The 25,987-nt window shown below is 70.0% G+C and carries 18 protein-coding genes; 8 read left to right on the top strand and 10 right to left on the bottom strand.

Annotated elements, in window-relative coordinates; translation table 11 throughout:
• Positions 1-216: 216 nt before the first annotated feature.
• Complete coding sequence (gene pbpC / locus bpln_RS24600) at positions 217-2,538, top strand: penicillin-binding protein 1C (protein ID WP_055141208.1); 2,322 nt, start codon at positions 217-219, stop codon at positions 2,536-2,538.
• 210 nt (positions 2,539-2,748) lie between these two features.
• On the opposite strand, the gene bpln_RS36845 is transcribed toward pbpC, so the two are convergent.
• The gene (locus bpln_RS36845) at positions 2,749-2,919 is read right to left on the bottom strand and encodes a hypothetical protein (protein WP_158336089.1); all 171 of its coding nucleotides are present in this window, start codon (positions 2,917-2,919) and stop codon (positions 2,749-2,751) included.
• Positions 2,920-3,141: 222 nt separating this feature from the next.
• A complete protein-coding gene (locus bpln_RS24595; protein WP_055140269.1) occupies positions 3,142-5,346 on the bottom strand; it encodes a glucosidase family protein in 2,205 nt (734 codons plus the stop codon).
• Between the two features lie 585 nt (positions 5,347-5,931).
• On the opposite strand from bpln_RS24595, the gene bpln_RS24590 reads away from it, so the two are divergent.
• Positions 5,932-6,645, top strand: a complete 714-nt coding sequence (locus bpln_RS24590) for a glutathione S-transferase family protein (RefSeq protein ID WP_055140268.1) — start codon at positions 5,932-5,934, stop codon at positions 6,643-6,645.
• 368 nt (positions 6,646-7,013) lie between these two features.
• Here bpln_RS24590 and bpln_RS24585 read toward each other — a convergent pair whose 3' ends face one another.
• Together bpln_RS24585 and bpln_RS24580 are read right to left on the bottom strand one after the other, a co-directional pair.
• A complete protein-coding gene (locus bpln_RS24585) occupies positions 7,014-7,304 on the bottom strand; it encodes an H-NS histone family protein (RefSeq protein WP_042627825.1) in 291 nt (96 codons plus the stop codon).
• Positions 7,305-8,118: 814 nt separating this feature from the next.
• Entirely contained in the window at positions 8,119-9,918 is a 1,800-nt protein-coding gene (locus bpln_RS24580; RefSeq protein WP_055140267.1) for a methyl-accepting chemotaxis protein, read from the bottom strand.
• A 282-nt stretch (positions 9,919-10,200) separates the two neighbouring features.
• Here bpln_RS24580 and bpln_RS24575 point away from each other — a divergent pair, with 282 nt between their 5' ends.
• Positions 10,201-11,043, top strand: coding sequence for a ProQ/FinO family protein (locus tag bpln_RS24575; RefSeq protein ID WP_055140266.1), 843 nt, complete (start codon positions 10,201-10,203; stop codon positions 11,041-11,043).
• 80 nt (positions 11,044-11,123) lie between these two features.
• Here the strand turns inward: bpln_RS24575 and poxB are convergent, their stop codons facing one another.
• The gene (gene poxB, locus bpln_RS24570; RefSeq protein ID WP_042627822.1) at positions 11,124-12,848 is read right to left on the bottom strand and encodes a ubiquinone-dependent pyruvate dehydrogenase; all 1,725 of its coding nucleotides are present in this window, start codon (positions 12,846-12,848) and stop codon (positions 11,124-11,126) included.
• A 339-nt stretch (positions 12,849-13,187) separates the two neighbouring features.
• Positions 13,188-14,210 carry a VTT domain-containing protein gene (locus bpln_RS24565; protein ID WP_055140265.1) on the bottom strand — a complete coding sequence of 341 codons (1,023 nt, stop codon included), beginning with the start codon at positions 14,208-14,210 and terminating at the stop codon, positions 13,188-13,190.
• 614 nt (positions 14,211-14,824) lie between these two features.
• On the opposite strand from bpln_RS24565, the gene bpln_RS24560 reads away from it, so the two are divergent.
• Together bpln_RS24560 and bpln_RS24555 are read left to right on the top strand one after the other, a co-directional pair.
• Positions 14,825-17,071, top strand: coding sequence for a PAS domain-containing sensor histidine kinase (locus tag bpln_RS24560; RefSeq protein WP_055140264.1), 2,247 nt, complete (start codon positions 14,825-14,827; stop codon positions 17,069-17,071).
• Positions 17,068-17,712, top strand: a complete 645-nt coding sequence (locus tag bpln_RS24555) for a response regulator (RefSeq protein WP_042627819.1) — start codon at positions 17,068-17,070, stop codon at positions 17,710-17,712. Before bpln_RS24560 ends, bpln_RS24555 begins: the two co-directional genes overlap by 4 nt.
• Positions 17,713-17,853: 141 nt before the next feature.
• Here bpln_RS24555 and bpln_RS24550 read toward each other — a convergent pair whose 3' ends face one another.
• The 4 genes from bpln_RS24550 to bpln_RS24535 form a co-directional block, all read right to left on the bottom strand.
• Positions 17,854-18,129 carry a DUF1488 family protein gene (locus tag bpln_RS24550; protein WP_042627818.1) on the bottom strand — a complete coding sequence of 92 codons (276 nt, stop codon included), beginning with the start codon at positions 18,127-18,129 and terminating at the stop codon, positions 17,854-17,856.
• Positions 18,130-18,349: 220 nt separating this feature from the next.
• A complete protein-coding gene (locus tag bpln_RS24545; protein ID WP_042627817.1) occupies positions 18,350-18,739 on the bottom strand; it encodes a DUF488 domain-containing protein in 390 nt (129 codons plus the stop codon).
• A gap of 237 nt (positions 18,740-18,976) precedes the next feature.
• The gene (locus bpln_RS24540) at positions 18,977-20,179 is read right to left on the bottom strand and encodes an amino acid aminotransferase (RefSeq protein ID WP_055140263.1); all 1,203 of its coding nucleotides are present in this window, start codon (positions 20,177-20,179) and stop codon (positions 18,977-18,979) included.
• 39 nt (positions 20,180-20,218) lie between these two features.
• A complete protein-coding gene (locus bpln_RS24535; protein WP_055140262.1) occupies positions 20,219-21,607 on the bottom strand; it encodes an amino acid permease in 1,389 nt (462 codons plus the stop codon).
• 328 nt (positions 21,608-21,935) lie between these two features.
• On the opposite strand from bpln_RS24535, the gene bpln_RS36100 reads away from it, so the two are divergent.
• The 3 genes from bpln_RS36100 to bpln_RS24525 all read left to right on the top strand — a co-directional run bounded on the left by bpln_RS36100 (position 21,936) and on the right by bpln_RS24525 (position 25,780).
• Positions 21,936-22,334: a hypothetical protein gene (locus tag bpln_RS36100; RefSeq protein ID WP_148654159.1), complete on the top strand. Its 399-nt coding sequence runs from the start codon at positions 21,936-21,938 to the stop codon at positions 22,332-22,334.
• Positions 22,335-22,529: 195 nt separating this feature from the next.
• Complete coding sequence (locus bpln_RS24530; RefSeq protein ID WP_420807382.1) at positions 22,530-24,257, top strand: phospholipase C; 1,728 nt, start codon at positions 22,530-22,532, stop codon at positions 24,255-24,257.
• A gap of 98 nt (positions 24,258-24,355) precedes the next feature.
• Positions 24,356-25,780, top strand: coding sequence for a cytochrome-c peroxidase (locus tag bpln_RS24525; RefSeq protein ID WP_042627814.1), 1,425 nt, complete (start codon positions 24,356-24,358; stop codon positions 25,778-25,780).
• Positions 25,781-25,987 lie beyond the last annotated feature (207 nt).

The raw sequence follows: 25,987 nt of genomic DNA, 5'->3' as shown, positions 1-25,987 counted from the left end.
GGTGGGCCGTCTGGTGGGCCGCCGGGTGGGCCGTCTGGAGGCTCGCCTGGTGGGCCGATCAGTTGGTCGCTCGGCGAGCCGCCCGGTGGGGCGCTCGATCAGTCGATCGACGCGCCGTTCGACCGGCCGCTCGCGGCACGGCACAAGCCGCGGTTTGCCTCAACGGCGCCCGCCTCGCCGAACAAGGCCAACCACGCCGGCACCAGTTGCTGTTCGCTGATACCCGACAGGGCGCCCCGCCTCGCGCGCCTGCTGCGCGGGATCGCCGGCGCGCTGTGCCTCGGCGCGGCCACGCTCGCCTGCGCGGTGCCGGGCTACGACGCCGTGCGCCGCGACTGGCGCAGTTCCGACTGGATCCTGCTCGCGCGCGACGGCACGCCGTTGCAGCGCACGCGCATCGACGACGGCGAGCGGCGCGGCGACTGGGTCGCGCTCGCCGACGTCTCGCCGGCGCTGCGCGAGGCCATCGTGGTGTCCGAGGACAAGCGCTTCTACGCGCACAGCGGCGTGGACTGGCGCGGCATCGCCGGCGCCGCCTGGGCGAACCTCTGGAACGCGCGCACGCGCGGCGCGTCCACCGTCACGATGCAGCTGGCCGGCCTGCTCGGCGACGGCGCGCGCCACTCGGGCCAGCGCTCGCTGCCGCAGAAGGCCGGCCAGGCGATCGACGCGCTCTGGCTCGAACGCGGCTGGCGCAAGGACCAGATCCTCGAGGCCTACCTGAACCTCGTGCCGTTCCGCGGCGAGACCGTGGGCCTCTCGGCGCTGTCGTACACGCTGTTCGGCAAGGCGCCGTCCGGCCTCGACGAGCGCGAAGCGGCGGTGGCCGCCGCGCTGATCCGTGCGCCGAACGCGCCGTATCCGAAAGTGGCCGAACGCGCCTGCCGGATCCTGCGCGACATGCAGGCCGCGCCGCGCTGCGCCGGCCTCGACGGCTTCGTGCAGCTCGTGTTCGCGCGGCCGGCCACGCCGTCGTCGGCGTTCCTCGACGGCGAGGCGCTTGCGCCGCATTTCGCGCGGCGCGTGGCGGCGCAAGCGCGGCCGCAAGCCGGCGCGCGCGTGCGTTCGACGCTCGATGCCGGCCTGCAGCGCTTCACGCGCGACACGCTCACGCGCACGCTGACCGAACTGAACGCGCCGCCGCAATCGCGCGACGTGCAGGACGGCGCCGCGATCGTGATCGACAACCGCAGCGGCGAGATCCTCGCCTGGGTCGGTTCGTCGGGCGCGCTGTCGGCCGCGCGCGAGGTGGACGCGGTGCTGGCGCTGCGCCAGGCCGGCTCCACGCTCAAGCCGTTCCTCTACGCGCAGGCGATCGACGAACGGCGCGTGACGGGCGCCACGCTGCTCGACGATTCGCCCGTCGATCTCGCCGCCGGCGGCGGCCTCTACGTGCCGCAGAACTACGATCACGACTTCAAGGGCTGGGTCAGCGTGCGCAGCGCGCTCGGCTCGTCGCTGAACGTGCCGGCCGTGCGCACGCTGGTGCTCGTCACGCCGCACCGCTTCTCGAAGACGCTGACCGCGCTCGGCCTGCCGCTGACCGAACAGGGCGACTACTACGGCTACAGCCTCGCGCTCGGCAGCGCCGACGTCTCGCTGCTCACGCTCGCCAACGCCTACCGCGCGCTCGCCAACGGCGGGATCGCGCGGCCCACCTTCGACCTGCCACGCGGTGCCACGCCGGTCACCGCATCAAAGGCCGCCCCGTCTGGCCGGCGCGTGTTCAGCGCCGACGCGAGCTTCATCGTCACCGACATGCTCGCCGACAACAACGCGCGCACGCGCACCTTCGGCTTCGACAGCCCGCTCGCCACGCATGCGTTCTCGGCCGTCAAGACCGGCACCAGCAAGGACATGCGCGACAACTGGACGGTCGGCTTCACGTCGCGCTACACGGTGGGCGTGTGGGTGGGCAACGCCGACGGCGCGCCAATGCGCAACGTGTCGGGCGTGACGGGCGCCGCGCCCGTGTGGGCCGCGATCGTCGCGCGGCTGCATCGTGACGGCGGCAGCGTCGCGCCGCCGGCGCCGCCCGGCGTGGTGCGCGAGCGCGTGAGCTTCGAGCGCGCGATCGAGCCCACGCGCGACGAGTGGTTCCTGCGCGGCACCGAGACGGCCGAGGTGCGGCTCGCGGCCGGCGCCAACGGCGAGCCGGCCGCGTCGGCCCGCGGCGAGGCGATGCCGGCGGGACGCCTGCGCACCGTGTCGGCCGGCGCCGCCGGCCTGGCGCCGCGCGCGCCGCTCGCGATCGCCGCCCCCACCGACGGCACGATCTTCGCCGTCGATCCCGACATCCCGCCCCGCAACCAGCGCGTCTGGTTCGAGCGCGTGGCCGGCAACAGCGGGCCCGGCAGCTGGCGGCTCGACGGCCGCGTGATCGGCCGCGGCGAGCGCGTGGCGTGGCTGCCGTGGCCCGGGCGGCACGAGCTGGCGCTGCTCGATGCCGGCGGCAAGGTGGCCGACCACGTGGCGTTCGAGGTGCGCGGCGCGGTGGCGAAGCCGGGAGCAGGAGCGGCGGCGGCGCGGTCTCGTTGATCGGGCGGGAGGCCGGCGCGTGCCGGCTCGACGCGTACACATGACAAGGCGGCCAAGGTCGACGCTGCCGCGAAGCAGGACAAGCGAAATGGCGCGGACACAATCTTCGACAACGCGCCTGCCCACGACTCGCATCCAGGCGAATCGGCGCGGCAGCCCGGAAATTCCGTCCGCTCCCACGCGACCGTTTCGCCGCCTGCCGCGTACCACCTACCGCCCGCGCCCCACCCGTCCCCACAGCACCCGCCCCGCGATCACGCCGGCCACCACCGTCGCCGCGTAACCAACCGCGAGCACGACGCCCACGTCGTCTCCCGCACTACGCGCGGCCACCGCCGCCGTGCCGACCAGTCCGATCAGCAACATCACCAGCCACTTCATCGCGGGCCTCCCCGTCCGAACGACGTTCCCGACGTTATAGCGGCTCGCGGCGCCTCGTGCCTACCGGGAAAACACCGCGTCGGTCGCGAATCGCCAAGCGGCTGTCGCGTCACGGCCACTCGCGCCGGCCGCCGACCTCGCATGCCCGGCGACACACGATTCATCGGACGGATCGAGGCCCGCGTGCCCCACATCACGCCGATGAATCGCATCACCACCTCATCACCCCGTCACCCCGTCACCCCGCCACGATCCACGCGCCCCGGCCGGCGCAACGGCACGCGCAGCCGGCATTGGCGCCCGCGCATCGCTCGTACCGCCCACGCCACCCGCCGCCTGCCACCAGAACTTCCCGGCCCGCAGCCCCGGATCCTGGATCGCCAGATACGTCGTGCTCCAGAGTTGCGCGGCGTTCGCCTCGGTCGCGTCGGCGCTGCGCGTGCCGAACGCGTCGGCCTGGTACCGACCGTTCAGATAGGACCAGGTCCACATCTCCTGCGTGCGCATCTCGCGCGCGTTCGAGATCACCTGCCAGATCTGCTGCCGCGCCTGCGCGAGCAGCGTGCGCGTGGTGTCCGACAGGTCCTGCCGCGCGAGCTGCCGGTCCAGCCCGGCCACCCACATCGCCTGCTGCCACGACCACACCACGGTGCCGTGATAGGCCGAACTCGTGAACTTCGGCCACAACGACGGATCGGCATACGCCGGATTCGCGATCAGCATCCCGACGTCGGTGATCAGCCCGTTCGGAAACGGCCGCGTCGCGTCGGTCACGATCCGCTGCAAAGCATCCTCCGACGGCGTGCCGAGCAGCAGCGCAAATCCGCCATCGGAATTCATCACCGGTATCGGCGCGCCGTTGGCGTCGAGCGACAGCGCGTAGAAATCGAGCGGTGCGGTGGGCGCGCCACCGGCCGGCACGCCGGCGGACGCGGCGTAGGTGGACGCGTCGGCGGCGGCCTGCGCGGCCGGCACGCTCACCTGGAACAGCGGCGGCGCCTGCTGCTCCCAGGCCGCGGCCTCGGTGGTCGCGTTCTGCAACACGGCCCGCTGGTCCGCGCTCAGGTACGGATCGAGCAGCCCGCGCGCGAGGAAGTTGCCCGCGGCGCGCAACGCGGCCGGCACCAGCACGGCGTTGACGTCGTAGGGCACCACGCCGCCCGCGAGCCCGTCGGTGCTGTCGCGCCAGTTGCCGACGATCTCGCCCGGCCGCAGGTGGATCAGGTTCGCGGCGGACGGCTGCTGCACGAACGGCTGCGCGGTGTTCACCACGTGCAGCAGGTTGGTCACGAACCGGCTGCCGTTGGTCCCGCCGCCGCCGGCGGCCTGCGCGAGAAACGCGGCGGCGCGCGCCTGGCCGCGCGTGTCGTCGAGCAGCCAGGCGGCCATCACGGGCGCGAGCAGATAGTCGCCGTCGATCATCTTGTAGTCGTAGGTGGGCGTGGGATCGTTGGGCCGGCCGTTCTTCGCGTTGTCGATCAGCGCGAATTCGCCGATGCCCTCCTCGTGCGCGACCTTGCCGTCCGGCGCCAGGCGGTCGAGCACCGAACCCAGGCCGGCCTCGATCGCGGGCGGCTGCAGCACCGGCATCAGCATCTGCACGGAGATCAGCGTGTCGCGTCCGAAGTAGGTGTCGTACTGCCACGAGCCGGCCAGCAGCTTGTCGTCGAAGCTGAGAAATTCGACCACGTTCCGGCTCACCGGATCGGCGCCCGCCTGCGCGTCGAACAGCGCGTCGTGCGCGATCGGCGAGAGCGGCGTCTCGCCGGTCAGCGCCTCGACGTGCAGCTTCAGCGTGCCGGCGCCGGACGCCGCCTGCAGCACGACCTTGCCGTCCGGCGTGGCGGTGACGGTGCCGCCCTGGCGCAGCGAGATCCGCAGCGCGTAGCCGGGCGCGCCGTCCACGCGATCGCGCTGCCATTGCGCGCCGGCATCGCGCACCACGGGCGCCGTGATGATCTGCTGCGGCACCGTCGCGCCGCCGTTGTAGTCGCGCAGGAAACGCACGCTGCTGGCCAGCCCCTGATGGATCGTCAGCGTGCCGGTGTCGACCGACACGTCCGACGCGATCCCGTAGAGCGGGCGCCCCAGATGGTCCTGCTGCGAGATCGGCGCGGGCGGCGTGTCGATGCTCCAGTTCACGGCCCGAGCGGTGTCGTCGAACCAGAGCCCGGTGCCGCTGTTGCCGGCGGGAAACACCACCAGCAGGCGCGGCTTGGTCGACGAACGCATCAGCAGATGCGCGGCCACCTTGTCCTGCCGCAGGAACGCGTTCACCTGCCCGCCCGCGTCCATGCGAAACGCCAGCGCCGAGGCGCCGGCCTGCGTGCCGCCCGACGGCGTGCCGTCGTCGTCATGGCAGGCGGCCAGCAGGCCCGCACAGATGCAAGACGCGATCAGCGATGTCACGAAACGGCGTGCTGTCATGCCCCCTCCTGTCGATGGTGTTGTCAAGCGGACGGACGCGCGCCCGGCGGTGACGGCCATGCACCGCGCAATGCAGGCGCGAGGCCCGGCAAGATGCGTTGCCGGAGCGGCCCGCGAGGCGACCCGGGCGGGATCGCGTGAGGAGCGTAGAGCAAACGACGGCAGACGGCGCACGGCGGTTGTGGCGGTGTAAGCGGGAAAGACCACAGCCGTAAGCTTCGCCGGCGCGCGGCGTGCGGCACCGCACACGGCACCGGCCGGAGTCGGGAACGCCGGCCGGCGGCACGGCGACGGCGATGCGCGCGCGCCCGGCATCACCGCGTGCGGCGGCGCAGCGAGCCGCGCGCCTAGCAAGCCCTGTTCCGCGCACGGCGACGCACCTGGGCCACGACAGCGACGGCCTTGACCCGTACCGCGATTGATGCGCCCGATCGATCACTGATATCCGTCCATCGGGATAGGCAACCGGCCGGCGCCTGATTACAGTCGCGTCATCCGTGGCCGCCATGCCGGCCCGGCCATGCAACCGGCGCTCACCCGATGCGCTCGGCGCATGAATCGCCACACCGGAACCCAGGAGCTGAAGTGAAGATCTACGATTCAGAAGGTGCCCCCAACGCCGCCCGTATCCGCATCGTGCTGGCCGCGAAAGGTCTCGAGCCATGCGTCGAATTCGTCCCCGTCGATCTGCTGTCCGCCGGGCAGAAGCAGGACGGCTATCTCGCGAAGAACCCGATCGGCAAGATTCCGCTGCTCGAACTCGACGACGGCCTCGTGATCTCGGAATCGACCGCGATCACCGAATACCTCGACAACCTCGACGGCCGCCCGCTGCTCACCGGCACGACGCCGCGCGAGAAAGCGCTGATCCACATGATGCAGCGGCGCGTCGAGCAACTGCTGCTGGAGCCGATCGACGACTATTTCCATTACGGCACGCCGGGCCTCGGCCGCGCGCTCGCGCCGTGGCGCATGCCGGACTGGCCCGGTCGCGGCGAATGGGGCAAGCGACGCGGCGAGGCGGCACTGCGTGGCCTGCGCTACTGGGACGGGGTGCTGCGAGAACGCGCGTTCCTGGCCGGCGACACGTTCTCGATGGCCGACATCACGCTCTACGCGGCGCTGCTGTTCCTGCCGTTCACGGGCCTGCAGATCGCACCGGAGCTGAGCGCGCTCACGGCCTGGCAGGCGAAGGTGGATGCGTTGCCGGCGGTGCGCTCACGCAGCGGGCAGTCGCCCTCGGCGCGCGACATCGAGCGCTTCACGGCCGAGTGGGAAGCAGCGGCGCGGGCGGCCTGACGGTCGACCGGACGTGGGGTGGTAATCCGGTCTGCAGGGCGGCCGCGGTCAAATCGCGGCCGCCTTTTTCATTGCCGCCTGCGCGGTCTCGTATTTTTTCTCGATTCGGGCAATTCGAAACGCGCAAACGTTTGACCTGCGTTTCAAACGCCGGCGCGTGCGAATTCGCGCTAAAAACACCACTCCCGTGATCGGTCGATCACATTTTTTCAGGCTGCCGCGGCAGCCTGGCGACCGCTACGTGGCGCCGGACTCGCGACCGCCGTCTGGCACGGCGCCGGTCGCATCCGGTTCGGCGCGTCCGCGCCCGGCCCGGTGCTGCCTCGGCCCGGCGCGGCGCGGTCTCCCCGCCCCGTCGACGATCCCGCTCAGGAGATCAGGAAGCGCTCGCGATCCTGTCCGGCGATCCAGCCCGGCACGCGACCGCGGCCCGTCCACGTCGCGCCCGTCTCCGGGTCGCGGTAGCGGGGCTTCGGCTTCTGGTCCTCCTTGCGCGGACGGCCAAGCCGCGGCGGGAACAGGTCGCGTTCGGTCAGCCCGTACTCGGCGATCGCGCGACGAATGTCGGCGATCACGGCCTTGAGCTCCGTTTCGCGGGCCTCGCTGGCCTGGCGGGTCAACTCGTTCAGTTGAGCGAGCAGCTCGTGGTAATTCGACATGACAGCTTCCTCGTAGGACACCGAAGTCCCCGCGCGATCGACCGGCAACGATGCGCCGCTAGAGGGCGAAACGCTCGATCCACGCGTGGCAACGGTTTATGACGCTCAAACAGGTCTCAACCCACTATTCTGAGATAGTGGCTCGCTTTTTTACATCCTCCCGTTCCCCACCCTTCGTCTCGCCGGCAGCGCGGGCGAGGCGCTCCCGGCACGAGGCGCACCACGACGAACGGCTGAACGGCCAGCGTCGCGCTGCGATACGCGACGCGGGTCTGACCGGAATGGCCGCGGCGATTATGCGCCGCGCGCGGTGCGATCGCATCAGGCAGGCGAACTCCCATGCAAGCGAACCGAACTCTTTAGGTAAACGGCAGGCGCGGCGCGGCCTGAAGCGCCCGCTCCAATCATTTTTGAAATGACGGGAGAAAGCGTCGCCGGCCGGCTGCGTCCCCGCCCTCGTGCTGCTGTTCCTGACGCGCCCGCCGCGCCTTGCCGTGCCGGCCGGCCACGTCGGCCGGCACGCCCCGGAGGCGCCGCCGGCCGGGATCGGGCCGTCGCCAGGGCAAGTCATCAAGCCGACTCATCAGACAGATCCATCAGACAGACCTATTCGGCAGACTCATCAAGCAGATCCATCAGGCAGACCTGTTCGGCAAGCCGCCAACAAGACCATCCGGCAGACCATCAAGCGCCCCATCGGGCACGCCCCGCTACCCGCCACGCACGTCAGCCCAATCGCCCGCCCGCCGTGCGGCGGCTCAACGCCCCTTACGGCCGGCGGCACGCGCTTGCCGCCCATGCCGCTCCGCGCCGCTCAGGCGACCCGGAAACGCCCGACCGTCGCCGTCAGCATCTTCGCCTGCGATTGCAGCGCGGCCGCGGCGGCCGTGGACTGCTCGACCAGCGCCGCGTTCTGCTGGACCATTTCATCGAGCTGCGTGACGGCACGATTGACCTCCTGGATACCACGCGTCTGCTCGCCCGACGCGTGGCGGATCTCGGAGATGATGGTCGTCACGTTCGCGACGTTGCCGACGATCTCGTCCATCGTCGCGCCCGCCGCGCGGACCTGCGCGGCGCCCTCGCCGACGCGCTCGACGGTCGTCTCCACCAGCGTCTTCACCTCGCGCGCGGCCTGCGCGCTGCGCTGCGCGAGGCTGCGCACTTCCTGCGCGACCACCGCGAAGCCGCGCCCCTGTTCGCCGGCGCGCGCCGCTTCCACGGCCGCGTTCAGCGCCAGGATGTTGGTCTGGAACGCGATGCCGTCGATCACGCCGATGATGTCGCCGATCCGGCTCGAGGCGCCCTCGATCTTCTCCATGGTCGCGACCACCTTCGACACCACTTCCCCGCCGTGCGAGGCGATCTGCTGCGCGGCGCCCGCTCGTTCGTCGGCCTGCTGCGCGGCGCTCGCCGACTGGCCGACGGTGGCGGTGATCTGCTCCATCGAGGCGGCGGTCTGCTCCAGGCTCGCGGCGGCCGATTCGGTCCGCGACGACAAATCGACGTTGCCGGCCGCGATCTCGTCGGCGGCCGAGCGCACCGATTCGGCCGCGTCGCGCACCTCGCGCATCACGTCGTGCAGCTTGCCCACGAACGCATTGAACGAACGCGCGATGTCGGCCACCTCGTCGCGGCCGTCGGCGGGCAGCCGCTGCGTGAGGTCGCCCGAGCCCGAGCCGATCGCGGTCATCGCGTCGCGCACCTGCGAGAGCCGCCGGAACGCGGTGCGCGTGATCGCCACCACGATCACCGAGGCCAGCAGCACGATCACCACGAACACGATCGCGAACGTCACCAGCAGCGAGCGCGTGGCGGCGGTCGCCTCCTGTTCGTCGAACGCCACCACGAGCCGCCAGTCGGTGCCGCCAATCGGTTGCGCGCGCAACCACTCGTCGCGCCCGCCGATGCGGGCCACGAACGGCCGGCTCGCGTCGTCGAGCGTGGCGAGCGGCACGTTCGCGAGATCGGGCGAAAGGTCGGCCAGCGGCTTGCCCACCAGCGACGCGTCGGGGTGCGCGACGAGGTGGCCGGTGCCGTCCACCAGCATCGCGAAGCTGCCCGGCGTGGGGTGGATCGATTTCACGTTCGCGACCACGTCGTCCATCGTCACGTCGCCGCTGACCACCGCCTTCAGCTGGCCGTCGCGCAGCACCGGCACGGCCACCGTCACGACCACCCTGGAGGTTCGCGCGTCGACGTAGGGCGTGGTGACCACGGTGTGCCCGGCCTCGGCCGCCTGCCGGTACCAAGGGCGGGCGGTCGGATCGTAGTCGGCGGGCACGCCGTCCGCGTCCGAGAACTTCCAGCTTTTATCCGGGTAGCCGGCGTAGACGTTCAGGAAGCCGCCCGCCGCCACGATCTGCCGGAACGTCGGCACCGGGTCGGCCGATGTCGCCACGTCGGTCAGCGATTCGATCATGCGCCGCTTCGAGGCGACCCAGTCGCGCACGCCGCTGCCGTTGTCGGCGGCGGTCGCCGACAGGTTGACGTTGAGGTTGTCGAGATTCGAGGAACGGGTGACGACGTAGCCGATGATCGTGCTGGCGCAAAGCGCGAACGCCACGATGGCGACGCTGGCGACGACGATACGGGCACGGAGGGACGAAAGCATGGTGAAAGCTCGGTCGAACGGGCTTGTGGCCCGCGGTTTTTCAGCCCTGGATCAGGGGCTGGAACGGTAAACGGCACGCGCTCAGAAAACTTGAGGGTTGCTGGAAAAAATTGAGGATCGGCCCGGAAAATTCACGCGAATACCGGCATGGGCGCGGCCGGTGGCGCCGTGATGACGTTTTCGCGCATCAGCGTGGCGCGCCGTGAAGTTCTTTCAGTGGCGACCGGCGAAACCCGATGCCGGGCTGTTACAATCGCCGTCCAACCTGAATGATCGTGCGAAATGGGTTTCGAACAACTCGCAGAATTGAAGAAGCAACTCGCGAAGCAGCGAGCCGATGCCAAACCGCAGGCCCGGCAGGGCAAGCCGTCTGGCCAGCCCGCCGCGAAACCGTCCGGCGGCAAGCCGCCGGCGAAATCGTCGAAGCCGGCGCATCACCAATCCGCCGGCAAGCCGGCGGCAGCGCATGGCGGTGGCAAGCCGTCGGCGGGCAAGCCGCAACAGCACGCGCGCCGCCCGGCCCCGGCCGCCGACGCGAAGCCGGTCAATCCGACCGTGCTGGCGATCGGCAAGCTGCAGCGCCGTTTCCCGGTCGCGTTCCCGAAGAGCCCCGCGCCGAAGGTGCCGTTGAAGATCGGCATCTTCAAGGACCTGGTGGCCCACACGGCCGAACTCGGCCTGGACGAAGCGCAGCTGCGTGACGCCATCAAGGAATGGTGCCGCGGCAGCCGCTACTGGGCCTGCCTCGTCGACGGCGCGGCGCGCGTCGACCTGACGGGCGCCGAAGCCGGCACCGTGACGGCCCAGCAGGCGGCCGGCGCGGTCCGCCTCGACGCGGCGCGCCGTTCGCGCGCGTCCGGCAAGGGCAAGGCCGGCGACACGAAGCGCGGCGACGGCGCCAAGGGCGCCCCGGATGCGAACGCGGCGAGCGAGCAGGATGCGGCCGCGCAGCCCGAAGCCGCCGAGGCCGCAGCCGACGCCGCGCCGGCAGCCGAGGTGACGGCGCACGCCGCCGGGGCTCCGGCAACGCCGGCGCCCGACGCGAGCGAAGCCGTCGAGACGGCCGCCTCCGACACCGACGCGGGCCAGGCCGATCACGTCGGGCACGACGCCGAACCGAAGTAAACCGAAGCGGGCCGGCGCGTGTCCGGCCCGGCCTCGCGCCGGCGGCCCGCGCCGCCGGCCGCCCTCTTCCTGCGTCCGCCTCAGCGGAACATCGTCGTCGCCAGTTCCACCACCTCGTTGCCCTTCGCGTTCAGCACCGCCTTCAGCATGTAGAGGCTGAAGCCCTTGGCCTGCGCCCATTCGATCTTCGGCGGCAGCGCGATCTCCTGTCGTGCCGTCACGACGTCGACCAGCACCGGCTTGCGCAGCGCAAACGCCTCCTTCAGCGCGCCCTCCAGTTCCTCGGCCTGCTCGACGCGGATCGCCTCGATCCCGGCGCCGCGCGCGATCGCCGCGTAATCGGTGTCGGCGAGCCGCGTGTCGTCGTCGAGATAGCCGCCCGCCTTCATCTCCATCGACACGAAGCCGAGCGAGCTGTTGTTGAACACCACCAGCGTGAGCGGCAGCTGCTGCTGGCGCGCCGTGAGCAGTTCGCCCATCAGCATCGACAGCCCGCCGTCGCCGCACAGCGCGACCACCTGGCGGTCCGGCTGCGCGGCCTGCGCGCCGAGCGCCTGCGGCAGCGCGTTGGCCATCGAGCCGTGGTTGAACGAGCCGAGCAGGCGCCGCTTGCCGTTCATCTTCAGGTAGCGCGCGGCCCACAGCGTGGGCGTGCCCACGTCCACGCTGAAGATCGCGTCGTCGTCGGCCAGCTCGCTGACCAGCTTCGTCAGGTATTGCGGATGAATCGGCCTGCCGGCCGGCGACGGCCGCGCGAGGCTGTCGAGCCCCTCGCGTGCCTCGGCGTAATGGCGCCGCGCGGCATCGAGGAAATGGCGGTCGGTCTTGCGCGCGAGGCGTCCGTGCAGCGCCGCGAGCGTCGCCTTCACGTCGCCGACGAGCCCCAGGTCGACGGCCACGCGCTTGCCGATCGCCGAGCCGCGCCGGTCGATCTGGATCACCTTCGCGTCGGTCGGATAGAAGTTGCGGTACGGGAAGTCGGTGCCGAGCATCAGCAGCGTGTCGCACGATTTCAGCGCGTGATAGCCGGAGCTGAAGCCGATCAGCCCGGTCATGCCGACGTCGAACGGGTTGTCCCATTCCACGTGCTCCTTGCCGCGCAGCGCGTGGACGATCGGCGCGCCGAGCGTGTCGGCCAGCGCCACGATCTCGTCATGCGCGCCCGCGCAGCCGCTGCCGCACAGCAGCGCGACCTTGCGCGACGCGTCGAGCAGCTTCGCGAGCTGGTCGAGCTGCGGCTCGGGCGGCACCGCCGCGCCGGTCTCGTAGCTGACGTGGCCGGGCACCGCGGCGTCGGGCACCGCCTCGAGCGCCACGTCGCCGGGCAGCACGATCACGGCCACGCCGCGCTCCTCCACCGCGGTGCGGATCGCGCGATCGAGCACGCGCGGGAACTGCTTCGGGTTCGACACGAGCTCGACGTAGTGGCTGCATTCGCGGAACAGTTCCTGCGGATGCGTCTCCTGGAAATAGCCGAGCCCGATCTCCGAGGACGGGATGTGCGCGGCGATCGCCACCACCGGCACGTGATTGCGATGGCAATCGAACAGGCCGTTGATCAGGTGCAGGTTGCCGGGGCCGCAGCTGCCCGCGCAGACGGCCAGCCGCCCCGTGACGGCCGCCTCCGCGCCGGCCGCGAACGCCGCGGTTTCCTCGTGGCGCGTATGTGCCCACTTGATCTTGCCGAGCCGCCGCAGGCTGTCCGAGAGGCCGTTCAGGCTGTCGCCCGTCACCCCCCAGATGCGTTCGACACCGGCTTCCGCCAGCGTGTGGGCCAGATAATCTGCGATCGTTTTGCTTGCCATGGGCGCTCCGTTCGAAGTGAAGGCAGTCCGCGCGCCGCCCTCGTGAGGCAGGCGCGCGAACGTCGGGATACGCGACGGCGCGAAGCCGCGCGGTCGCGCGTTTGGATGAGGCAGAGCGGACGATTGTGCCCGGTTGCGGCGAAACGTGTATTCAGGCGGGGACGGCGGGGTGGGGAAACGGGCGCGGCGAGCCGCGCGAGGGGCCGGTGATCGGAGCGGGCAATCGTGGCTCGCGACGGAGGCGACGCGTGCCGGCGGCAGGCGCTGCGACCGGACGGAGATCCGCCATGCCATCGCAACGGATGCGCGAGGCGCCGGGCGGCGCCCCGCCGGCGTGTGTCACGTATCCGACAACCGCGCCCGAACCGTGTATTCCCCATCCATCTCCAGCTCCGGCTTCACGGTATACCGCGACGCATCGAAATCCACCGGCAGCGGCTCGACCGGATAGCCATGCTTCTCCCAGGCATCCAGCCCGCCCTTCAGCGCCCGCACCTGGTGGATGTTCTTGCGCTGCAGCTGCTGGATGATCTTCTTCGCCGTGGCCTCGTTCGGGCACACGCAGTACACCACGAGCGGCCGGTTCAGCAGCGCCGGATCGAGCTGGTCCGACGAATCGAGATCGAGCGGATAGGCGCCGGCGATCCGGTACGCGTCCTTCTGGCGGATCGCGCGCGGCCGCGCGTCGAAGATCAGCGGCGGCTCGGTCGACTTCATCATCGCGTCGAGCTGGGCCGGCTCGATGCGCACCTTCGCGAGCCAGCGGCGGAACTGGATGCGCCGCACCCAGCGATAGAGCAGGAACGTGACGAAGATCGCCGCGAACGCGTCGAAGATCGTGCCGCCGCTGCTGCGCACCCACAGCACGATGCGCACGATCTCATGGTCGAGCGCGGCGCCGCCGAGCAGCCAGACGCTGGCCCACATCGTCGCGCCGGCGAAATCCCAGAGCAGGAACACGGGTATCGCGATCGAGGTGGTGCCGAGCAGCGGCGCCGACATCAGGCCGAGCCCGGGCAGGAACTTCGCGACGATCAGGATCGGCGCGCCGTAGCGCTCGAACACGTTGCGCGCGATGCGCAGCGTGGTGTCGAGCGACAGCGAATAGCGCACCAGCCCGTTCAGCAACCGGCGCCCGCGCAGGCGCCCGGCGCTGAACCAGAGCGAATCGGCGAGCAGCGTCGCGCTGATCGCGGCGACGAACATGCTCGTGTACGACGCCTGCCCCATCGCCGCCATCGTGCCGCCGAGGATCAGCATCGGCGCCGCGGGCACGGGCAGGCCGAGCTGCGTGACGAGCACGCTCAGAAAGACGGCCCACGGGCCGAGCGACGAGGGGATTGCAACGGGAAAGTGCCACACGGCGCCGCTCCTGAATCACGATCGAGCCGGGCTGCGCGGGTCGGAACCGCCCGGCGGCGGCGTGCCGACTGCGGCGCCCGGCCGCACGACCGGGATGCCGCATTTTAGACGGTTTCGGTTACAGAACGTGAGCAAAGGATCGTTGCAGATTTCATACGCCATGCGTGCGGGCGGCGCAGCGCAGGCGGCGTGCCCGCCACGCCGGGCCGTTGGCCGGCCGGACGGCAGCCGGATCGCCCCGAGTGCATCCCGGGTTCGTCGCCGCCGTTCACCCATGGCCCGTTCGTCCGCTGCAGGTTTTCCCGGGGGCGGCCGGTGCCGAGCGATTGCTCCATTCCGTTGCCCCCATGACCGAACCCGGCAAGGTGCCAGAAATCACGCCGGGCGCGATTTCCCGATGCCCGCCCCCGGGGCACGCGATGCGTCAATATAATCTGGCAACCATACCAACTGCGCTCGATTGCCTCTTCCCATTAGCCAAAAGTAGGGAAACCGATCACAATTTCATCTCGATAAGAACGAACGTAGATCACCGCAACGGACCGTTCGATGGGCGCGTGCGCAATTTCCGCACGCGGAGACGCTCCAGCACGCGACGCCAACGACAACTCGCCATGATTGCTAGCGGTTCTTCCCGCTTTCCTTCCGGCCAGCCGCGCGCGCCCCGCTCACGGCTGGGCGCCGCGCTGGCCCGCCCGGCCGCCGCCGGCTTGGCCGCGTTCGCCGTGGGCGCGGTGCTGTCCATCGGTGTCGCATGGTTCGTCGGTCAGGCCTGGCAGGACTCGATGACGGCGCGCTTCGAGCGCCGCGCGAGCCTGGTCACCACCAACCTGCGGCGCGAGCTGCGGGCGAGCGGCGCCGTGCTGAGCAGCGCGCGCGGCGTGCTGCAGCTGGCGCCCGGCCTCGCCCCCGCCGCGTGGCGCGACTACGTGGCGACGCTCGATCCGGACGGCGCCCGCGCGCCGCTCGCCGGACTCGGCTACGCCACGGCCGGCGCCGCGAGCCCAGGTGCCGGCCCGGCGAGCACGGCGATCCTGCCGGACGCCACGCGCACCGGCCGCGTGAGCCTCGGACAGGCACGGTCCCTGCTCGCCGCGAGCGACGCGCAAGCCGCTGTCTCCGCGCCGGCAGCGGCCTCATCCAGCGCCACCGCTTCATCCGCCGCTTCATCCACCGCCTCGATCACGCTGTTCGCGCCGATCGCGCACGGCGCGCAACCGACGCCGCCGGCCGCCGATGCCGGCGCCCTGCAACGCGCGCGAGAGAGCGGCCAGCTCGCGCTCGCCGCGCGCCCGGCGCAAGGCGGCCTGCCCGCCGCGCTCACGCTCTACCTGCCCGTGGACGTCGCGAATGCCGCCGACGCCACGCCCGCCGCGGCTCCCGGCACCGCGCCGCGCCGCGCGCCGGGCGGCTACCTGTTCGCGCCGCTCGACGTCACGCGCCTGTTCGAACTCGCCAGCGCCGATGACCGCAACCTCGGCCTGCAGGCCTTCGCCGCGCCCGGCACCGCGCCGCTCTATGCCACCGATACGCCGCCCGCCGACGATTCGCCGCTCGCGCGCGCGAACTTCCGGCGCACCGACACGCTCGCGTTCGGCGGCGCCACGCTGACGCTCGCCTACACGGCGGCGGACGCCACCGCCGGCGCCCGCACGCTCGCCTCGATCGTGCTCGCGGCGGGGCTGGTCGCGTCGCTGTCGCTGGCCGCCGCGCTGGCCGGCTGGTCGCGCGCCCGCGCGGCGGCCCGCACGGTGCCGAGCGGCAGCCGGCTCAACGAGGCGCGCATGATGGGCATCATCCGCTCGTCGATGGAGGCGATCATCACCGTCGACGAGGAGCAGAAGATCGTCATCTTCAATCCGATGGCGGAAAAGGTGTTCGGGGTATCGGCGATGGACGCGATCGGCGCGCCGCTCACGCGCTTCATCCCGCCGCGCTTTCGCCACTCGCACTCGAGCCACATCGCGCGCTTCGGCGTGACCGGTCAGTCCGAGCGACACCTGGGCAGCCAGCGCCTGCTGTACGGGCTGCGCGCGAACGGCGACGAATTCCCGATCGAGGCGTCGATCTCGCAGATCCACGACGGCGACGGCAAGCTCTACACGGTGATGATGCGCGACGTGACCGAGCGCGTGCAGGCGGAAAACGCGCTGAAGGCCTCGCGCGAGGAACTGCGCGAACTGTCCGCGAACCTGCAGCGCGTGCGCGAGGAGGAAAAGACCCGCATCGCGCGCGAACTGCACGACGACCTCGGCCAGCAGCTGACGGCGCTGAAGATGGACCTCTCGGCCGTCGAGCACCGGCTGCTGCGGGACGGCACCGGCAACGCCCACGCGAGCGTGGTGGAGCCGCTGCGCGAGATGCGCCGCCTGATCGACGCGACGGTGGCCTCGGTGCGCCGCATCGCGGCGGACCTGCGGCCCGTGATGCTCGACGATCTCGGCCTCGTGCCGGCCATCGAATGGCTCGCGAACGATTTCACGAACCGCTACGGGATCGACGTCGAGCGCCGCATCGAACCGGGCGACGTGCGGTTCCCGAACGCCACCGCCACCGCGCTGTTCCGCATCGTGCAGGAAGCGCTGACCAACGTCGCGCGCCACGCGGAAGCCTCGCGCGTCGAGCTCACGCTCGGCATCGAGGACCGCCAGTGCCTGCTGCGCATCGTCGACGACGGCGTGGGCGCCGATCACGCCGACGGCCGCCGCGCGCCCGACGACAAGTCGTTCGGCCTGCTCGGGATCCGCGAGCGCGCGCACATGCTGGGCGGTACCGTGCGCATCGAGACGGCGCGCGACCGCGGCTACGCGCTGACGATCACCATCCCCCTGCCTTCGACACAGGACCCGAACCTGCCATGATCCATGTGCTGATTGCCGACGATCACGCGCTCGTGCGCGACGGGCTGCGCCATATCCTGCGCGACGCCACCGGCTTCGAAGTGGCCGGCGAAGCCTGCGACAGCGCCTCCACGATCGCCCTGATCCGCGCCACGCCGGCCCAGGTGCTGGTGCTCGACCTGTCGATGCCGGGCCGCAACGGCGTGGAGCTGATCCGCCAGATCAAGGACGAGAAGCCGACGCTGCGAATCCTCGTGCTGACCATGCATGCCGAACAGCAATATGCGATGCGCGCGTTTCGCGCCGGCGCGTCCGGCTACCTGACGAAGGAAAGCGCGAGCGCCGAGCTGGTGGGCGCGGTCGCGAAGGTGGCCTCGGGCGGCGTGTACGTGAGCCTGTCGATGGCCGAGCGGTTCGCGCAGAGCCTCAACGAGCCGGCCGACACGCTGCCGCACCAGCGGCTGTCGGACCGCGAGTTCGACGTGTTCCGCCGCATCGCGGCGGGCCAGACGCTGACCGAGATCGCCAACGCGCTATGCGTGAGCGCGAAGACGGTCAGCACCTACAAGACGCGGATTCTGGAAAAGATGCAGATGCCGCACGAGGCGGCGCTGGTGCGCTACGCGCTGCGGCACCGGCTGGTCGACGATCCGGACGATTGACGCGCCCGCGGCACGAAGCCGGGACCGGAAACGGAGAACGGGGGCAATCGGAACAATACGGGGCAACCAGAGGCAGCGCGTCCTGGAAGCCAGAAGGCGGCCGGCGCGGTGGCCGAACACCACCGGCCGGAGCGGCCCAACTCAGCCGCAGAAACGGAAATAGCCGCTGTTCAGCTTCACGGGCCTGCCGCCCGCCGCCTCGATCATGCGCCGCGCGGCTTCCTCGATTTCGTCGCGATGCGCGCTGAAGGCGTGGCGCAGGTCCCCCTCGCCGGCCGACGCCGCGCCGAAATGGCTTTCGAGCGCCTCGGCACTGATCTCGCAACGCAGGCGCGTGGTGTCGATCAGCACCGGAAACGCGATGGCCGGATCGGCCGGGGTGTACTGCGGGAGTTCCTGCGGAAACGAGATGTGCATGGCAGCCTCCTGATGGCGATGCGGCACGCATCGTCACTCCAGAATAGACGGCGGACCGCGCCGTCGCTTGCGCACGGTCAAGCTGCCGTGGCACACCGCGGCCGCCGTGCATGACCTCTCCACCCGCCCGCCGCGTACCGGCTCCCCACGCCTCGCGCGCCGCGCGAGCACATCGCCGCGCAAGCGCCGTGCCACCCCGTTGGTCAGGCCGCCGCCGCGCTCACGGCAGCACCGCCGCGCCGCGCGATTCGAGCAGCCGCCGCAGCACGCTGCGATGGCAGTGCGTTTCGTTCTCGCAATAGCAGCCGACCGAGAAGTCGCTCGTGTGCGACAGCGCGGCGAGCAGGTCGAGCACCTTGCCGGCATCGCCCTTGGCCATCTCGGCGCGAAAGCTGCGCTCGCAGGCGTGCCATTGCGCGTCGGTGGTGACGGCGTGGATCGCCTTGACGAGCGTGTCGCTCGGCGCGAGCACCGGCAGCCAGACGTCGTAGTAGTCGCGCGTCGCGAATTCGGCCTTCGGCACGCCGCGTGGCGGGCGCCGCACGGTGCCGATGCGCACGCCCTCGTCGGGCGCGCGCGGCGCGCCGAGCCGAACCACACGGATGCTCATCCGGACCTCCGAGCAGATTGCCGGCCGCGCGGCGACGGCACCGGCATGAGAAACGGGAAAAAACTGGCATGAAAAAGGGCCGCCGCGCGCCGCCCGCCTGATGCGAACGACCCACGGCGACCCCGCCGACGATACGACAATCCTCCCGACCATGCGAGCGCCGGTTGCGCGACGAAACCGCGCCGCGTCAGACAGCCGGCCCGCCCGGCGCCGGCTCGCACGCCGCTTGCATGCGGCTTACACGCCGCTCGCGATCACCTCGCCGATCGCATCGGCCACGATCGAGACGTTCGACTCGTTGAGCCCGGCCACGCACATGCGGCCCGAGCGCAGGATGTAGACGCCGTACTTCTCGCGCAGCACGTCCACCTGCGTGCCGGTCAGGCCGCTGTAGGTGAACATGCCGCGCTGCTTGACGTAGCGCGACAGCGCCTCGGCCGGCACGTGCTCGCGCAGGCCGTCGTGGATCGCGGTGCGCATCCGGGCGATGCGGCGGCACATCGAGGCCAGTTCCTCCTCCCACTGCGCGCGCAGCGCCGGCGAGCCCAGCACCGCCGTGACGATCTTCGCGCCCTGCGTGGGCGGGTTGCTGTAGATCGCGCGAACGTTGCTGGCCAGCTGGCCCAGCACGCGCTCGGCGATGGCCGCGTCATCGCAGATCACCGACAGGCTGCCGCAGCGCTCGCCGTAGATCGAGAAGTTCTTCGAGAACGAGGTGGCGACGAGCGCCGGCATCCCGCGCCGCGCCAGCTCGCGCACCGCGAACGCATCGGCGTCGAGGCCCGCGCCGAAGCCCTGGTAGGCCATGTCGATGAACGGCAGCAGCTCGCGCGCCTGCAGCACGTCGATCACCTTGAGCCATTGCGCGTCGTCGAGGTCCACGCCGGTCGGGTTGTGGCAGCAGGCATGCAGCAGCACCGCGCTACGCGCCGGCAGCGCGTCGAGCGCCGCGAGCATGGCCTCGAAGCGCAGGCCGCCCGTGGCCTCGTCGTAGTACGGATAGGTCTCGACCTTCAGGCCCGAGCGCTCGAACACGAAGCGGTGGTTCTCCCAGCTCGGGTCGCTGACCCAGATCGGCGTATCGGGGAAATAACGCTTGATGAAATCGGCGCCGACCTTCAACGCGCCCGAGCCGCCCACCGTCTGCACCGTGGCGATGCGGCCCGCATCGCGCACCGCGCAGTCCTTGCCGAACACGAGCGTCTGCACCGCGTCGCGATAGCCGGCGATGCCGGCCATCGGCAGGTACGGCTTCGGGCCGACCGACGCGGCGAGCTGCCGCTCCGCCTCGCGCACGGCGCCCATCACGGGAATCCTGCCGGCTTCATCGAAATAGATGCCGATGCTCAGGTTGACTTTCCGCTCGCGCGGATCGTGCTGGAAATTCTCGTTCAGCGAGAGAATCGGGTCGCCCGGAAAGGCATCGATGTGTTCGAACATGGTGAGTCCTGGTCAATCGGAGGAAGCGGGAAAGCTGAACTATTGCACGGAAACGCCGGGCGCCGCATCGTTCGCGCGCCGCCCGCGCAGACGATACCCGATTCCGAGCACGACCAGCCAGACCGGGATCAGGTAAACCGACAGGCGCAGATCCGGGTCCAGGTACATCACGACCAGGATCGCCGCGAGGAACGCCAGGCAGAGCCAGTTCGTGAGCGGATAACCGAGGCTGCGGAACAGCGTGGTCTGGCCGGCCGCGCGCTTGGCCTGGCGAAAGCGCAGGTGGATGTAGCTGATCATCGCCCAGTTGATGATCAGCGCCGACACCACCAGCCCCATCAGGAAGCCGAACGCCTTGCCCGGCATCAGGTAGTTGATCAGCACGCAGATCCCGGTGGCCACCGCCGACACGCCGAGCGCCGCGAGCGGGATGCCGCGCCGGCTCACCGACAGCAGCGCGCGCGGCGCGTTGCCCTGCTGCGCGAGGCCGAACAGCATGCGGCTGTTGCAGTACACGCCGCTGTTGTAGACCGACAGCGCGGCCGTCAGCACCACCACGTTCAGCACGTTCGCCACCAGGTCGCTGCCGAGCGCGTGGAAGATCAGCACGAACGGGCTGCCGCCCGTGACCACCTTCTGCCACGGGAACAGCGAGAGCAGCACGCCGAGCGCGCCGATGTAGAAAATCAGGATCCGGTAGATCACCTGGTTGGTCGCGCGCGGGATGCTGCGCGTGGGATCGTCGGCCTCGGCGGCCGTGATGCCCACCAGTTCGAGCCCGCCGAACGAGAACATGATGACCGCCATCGAGGTGACGAGGCCGCCCACGCCGTTCGGGAAGAAGCCGCCGTTGCGCCAGAGGTTGGTCACACTCGCCTGCGGTCCCGCGCCGCCCGACAGCAGCAGCCACGCGCCGAAGCCGATCATGCCGACCACCGCGGCGACCTTGACGATCGCGAACCAGAATTCGGTCTCGCCGTAGGACTTCACGCTGACCACGTTGAGCAGGTTGATCAGCGCGAAGAACACCAGCGCCGACACCCAGGTCGGCACGCCCGGCCACCAGTACTGCACGTAGAGGCCGACCGCCGACAGCTCGGCCATGCTGACCAGGATGTAGAGCACCCAGTAGTTCCAGCCCGACAGGAAGCCCGTGAAGTGGCCGCAGTATTTGGCGGCGAAGTAGCTGAACGAGCCGGCGACGGGCTCGTCCACCACCATCTCGCCCAGCTGCCGCATGATGAAGAACGCGATGATGCCGGCCACGGCATAGCCGAGCAGCACGGCCGGCCCGGCCGTCTGGATGGTCTGCGCGATACCGAGGAAAAGGCCCGTGCCGATCGCGCCGCCCAGGGCGATCAGCTGGATGTGGCGGTTCTTGAGCCCGCGCTTCAGGCCACCGTTGTCGTTGTCAGTAGGTTCAACCATGTTGTCTCCGTAGCATGCGCGTCTTCCCCCCATGGATGGATGGATCGGCCGCACCTCTCTCGCCCCCATCGACGACGCCGGCTCGCGGGCGCCCCCCGGCCCTCGGGTGGCGCGCCGCCGGCGCGTCGGCAATCCGCAATTGTAATGGCTTGCGGCTCGGCGGCTTTGCCGTTCGCGTCGACCCGCGCAGGGAACACATAAAAATCTGGCAGGCGCTGTGGTGTCCGCGCGACGAAACCGGCGCGTTCGCGGCGTGTCACGCACGCCTGCAACGCCATCGTGCGCGGGGCTGCGCTGGCGGCCGGGCGATTGCGCACCGGCGGCGCGCGTGATCGGCATGCGCCGCCGCGAAAACCGCCGCGCCGGCCCGCCCCGGCGCCCGAATCGTGAATCACCGCGCGCCGCGGCTTTCGTCCAGACCACGGCTTTCGCCCGACTTGTCGCCAGCCTTCATTTTGTTATCGACGGACACCACGCCATCTCGCCGACGATCGCCGCCGATCGCCCGCCGCGTATCGGCACCCGGCTCCGCCGGCGTTTCGACGTCTCGGGAATCATTCGGACAGCCTCGAAAAATGTACTCGAAAGCATTTCTTCGCATGAATTTCATCGGATCGTCGAGCTTTCGTCACGATGGGAAAACGCGTGCCGCCGGCCCGGCTTGCCGGCCCGTCACGCGCCTCGCCGCCATGCCTTCATGATTCTTTCGCCATCCAATCACGCGTAATGCTCCAGATACGCATGCGTAACTGCCGCGAAAGTAACTCTTCCCGCCAGCTTCATACCGACCTGTTCCAATGCTCGCACTTCGACGCTCGGGGGGGTATCCCGCCTCGAAGACCCCGCCCGCTACCAAAAATGGTCCGCGCCGTCCCGCACGGGGAATGAAACAACAGACGGCCTTCCAATGGAGTCTCACACAATGCTGCTTCGTCGAACCTTGATTGCCACTGCATGCGCCGCGTCCGCGATCGCGCTGTACGCCTGTGGCGGCAATGATGATAGTTCCCCGTCCACCTCGACCTCGACCACGCCGCCGACGACCGCGACGGTTTCGGCTCAGGACGCCCTGCAGACCAAGACGCCGATCAAGCATCTGGTCGTGATCTACGGCGAGAACGTCTCGTTCGACCACTATTTCGGCACCTACCCGAACGCTACCAACCTGCCGGGCGAACCGGCCTTCACGCCGGCCGCGAACACGCAGACCGACATCGACAACCTCGGCGTCGCCACCAGCACGCTGCGCACCGCCAACGGCAACCAGACGAATCCGGCCAACGGCGCGAACGCCTCGGGCCCGTTCCGTCTGGACCGCACGCAGGCCGCCTCGGCCGACCAGAACCACGCGTACACGCCGGAACAGCAGGCCTACGACAACGGCGCGGCCGACCTGTTCCCGCTCTACACCGGTACGGCGACGCCGGGCGGCGTGGGCGGCTTCGGCACGAAGGGCCAGGTGATGGGCTACTACGACGGCAACACCGTCACGGCGCTGTGGAACTACGCCTCGCACTACGCGATGAGCGACAACGCGTTCACGGACACCTATGGTCCGTCGACGCCGGGCGCGCTTGAAGTCGTGTCGGGCAACACCAACGGCATGCAGATCGTGAAGACCTCGAAGTCGACGTCGACGAAGCTGGCCAGCTCGTACTACATCAACGACGGCCAGAGCGGCTACACGATGATCAACGACGTGGACCCGGGCTATGACGTCTGCTCGAGCACGACCGATCAGGCGATGATGCAGGGCAAGAACATCGGCGACCTGCTGAACGCGCAGAACATCACGTGGGGCGGCTTCATGGGCGGCTTCAACCTGTCGACCAAGAACGCCGACGGCTCGACGGGTTGCACGCGCAAGACGACGGCCGTGGCCGTCGGCGCCGCGACGAACGACTACATCCCGCACCACAACTGGTTCCAGTACTTCGCTTCGACGGCCAACCCGAACCACACGCGCCCGAGCTCGACCGCGGCAATCGGCTCGAGCCTGGAAGCGGACGGCAAGACGGCCGAGCCGGCGAACCACCAGTACGATTCGGACGACTTCTTCGCGGCGGTCAAGGCCGGCAACTTCCCGTCGGTGTCGTTCCTGAAGGCGCCGGGCGCGCAGGATGCGCACGCCGGCTACTCGGACCCGCTCGACGAGCAGCTGTTCGTCACAAAGGTCGTGAACTTCCTGATGCAGCAGCCGGACTGGAAGAACACGGCCGTGGTGGTCACGTATGACGATTCGGACGGCTGGTACGACCACAAGTACGCCACGCCGACGCACGCGTCGTTCGACGCGGTCGACCAGCTGAACGGCGACGGCATCTGCGGCACGGGCTCGACCACCGCACCGCTCGGCGTCACGGGCAAGGCCGTCAACGGCCGCTGCGGTCCGGGCACGCGCATCCCGTTCGTGCTGATCTCGCCGTGGGCCAAGACGAACTACGTCAGCCACGTCCAGATCACGCAGGCATCGGTGGCGCGCTTCATCGAAGACAACTGGCTCGGCGGCGCACGCCTTGGCGGTGGTTCGTTCGACGCGACGACCGGCGACATGAGCGACATGCTGAACCTGACGGGCACGGCCAACACGACGGCGCTGTTCCTCGATCCGTCGGCCGGCACGCAGCTGAGCGCGGCACCGGCCAACTGATCCGGCACGATGTAACGAAACCGGCCGGCGCCCGAGCGCCGGCCTTTTGCCTGTGCGGCCGCCTTCGCGGGCGGCCCTCCCGAATCGACCACACCAGCATGAACGAGCTTTCCGCCACGCCCGCCGTCCCTCCCTCTCCCGCGGCACCCCGCCGCCATCCGTTGCGCGCGGTCGTGCTGACGATCGCCGGCGCCGCCGTGCTGGCCGCGGTGGGCTACGCCGGCTACGCGGTCGCGTTCCCGGCCGACGTGCCCGAAGCCGTGGGCGAGATCGTCGAGAACCTGACGGGCGCGAATCCGCATCCGGTCGTGCTGAAACGTCCGGTCGATCACCCGCTTTCCGCCGTCGCGCTGCTCGGCAAATCGCTGTTCTTCGACCCGATGCTGTCGGCCTCGGGCAAGATGTCGTGCGCGTCGTGCCACAGCCCGGCGCACGCCTACGGCCCGCCGAACGATCTCGACGTGCAGCTCGGCGGCCGGAACCTGGACCAGCAGGGCTACCGCCCGCCGCCCTCGCTGATGTACCTGAACCGCCAGCCGAACTTCAGCATCGGCCCGGACGCGGGCGAGAACGACGCCGCGCCCACCGTGCAGCAACTCGCCGCCCAGAACGCCGGCGTGGTGAAGGCGCAGAAGACGGCCGGCGGCGCGGCCCCGGTGCAGATGGTGCCGCAGGGCGGCCTGTTCTGGGACGGCCGCGCCGATACGCTGCAGCAGCAGGCATTCGGGCCGCTGCTGAATTCGGTCGAGATGGCGAACCCGAACATCGATGGCCTGGTCACGCGCGTGGCCGGCAGCAAGTACGCGACGACGCTCAAGCAGATGTTCGGCGACAACGTCTTCAACGATCCGCGGCTGGCCGCCTCCGAGATCGTCTTCGCGATCGCGCGCTACCAGTTCGAGGACCCCTCGTTCCACCCGTACAACAGCAAGTACGACCGCTGGCTGGAAGGCAAGGCGCGCCTGAGCCATGCCGAGCTGAACGGACTGCGGCTGTTCAACGATCCGGACAAGGCGAACTGCGCGGGCTGCCATCTCTCGAAGCCGAGCCCGGAAGGCCTGCCGCCGATGTTCACCGATTACCAGTACGAGGCGCTGGGCGTGCCGCGCAACCACGCGCTCGCGCAGAACAAGGACCCGGCGTTCTACGATATCGGCGTGTGCGGCCCGTTCCGCACCGACCTGAAGGACCAGTCGCAATACTGCTCGATGTTCCTCACGCCGACGCTGCGCAACGCCGCCACGCGCCAGGTGTTCTTCCACAACGGCATCTACCACGACCTGCAGCACGTGATGGACTTCTACAACGCGCGCAACACGGACCCGGGCAAGTTCTACCCGCGCGGCCCGGACGGCAAGATCGAGAAATACGACGACGTCCCGGCCAGGTACCAGGCCAACGTCGACGTGACCGATGCTCCGTTCGACCGCAAGTTCGGCGACACGCCGGCCATGACGCAGGCGGACATCCAGGACATCATCGCGTTCCTGCACACGCTCGACGACGATCCGAAGCCGCACTGAGCCCGCTGCGGCGCACGCCGCCAGCTCACCCGACGCCCCTGGCCGCCCAGGGGCGTTTTTTTGCCTCCGCATCCGGCCCGCCCTTCAATTCTTTCGTTTTGCCTTCAATCGAAGATGCACATCTTCATAATGGTCGCGACTACCAGAGCCGGCTCTACCAAATTCGCCAGAAAAATAGCAGTGAAAAATTCGAAAATACGCGCGCAA

It is taken from the genome of Burkholderia plantarii, from assembly GCF_001411805.1.
Taxonomy (GTDB): Bacteria; Pseudomonadota; Gammaproteobacteria; order Burkholderiales; family Burkholderiaceae; genus Burkholderia; species Burkholderia plantarii.
Note: the sequence above shows the minus strand (reverse complement) of the source record. Positions and strands in the feature narration are given on the sequence as shown.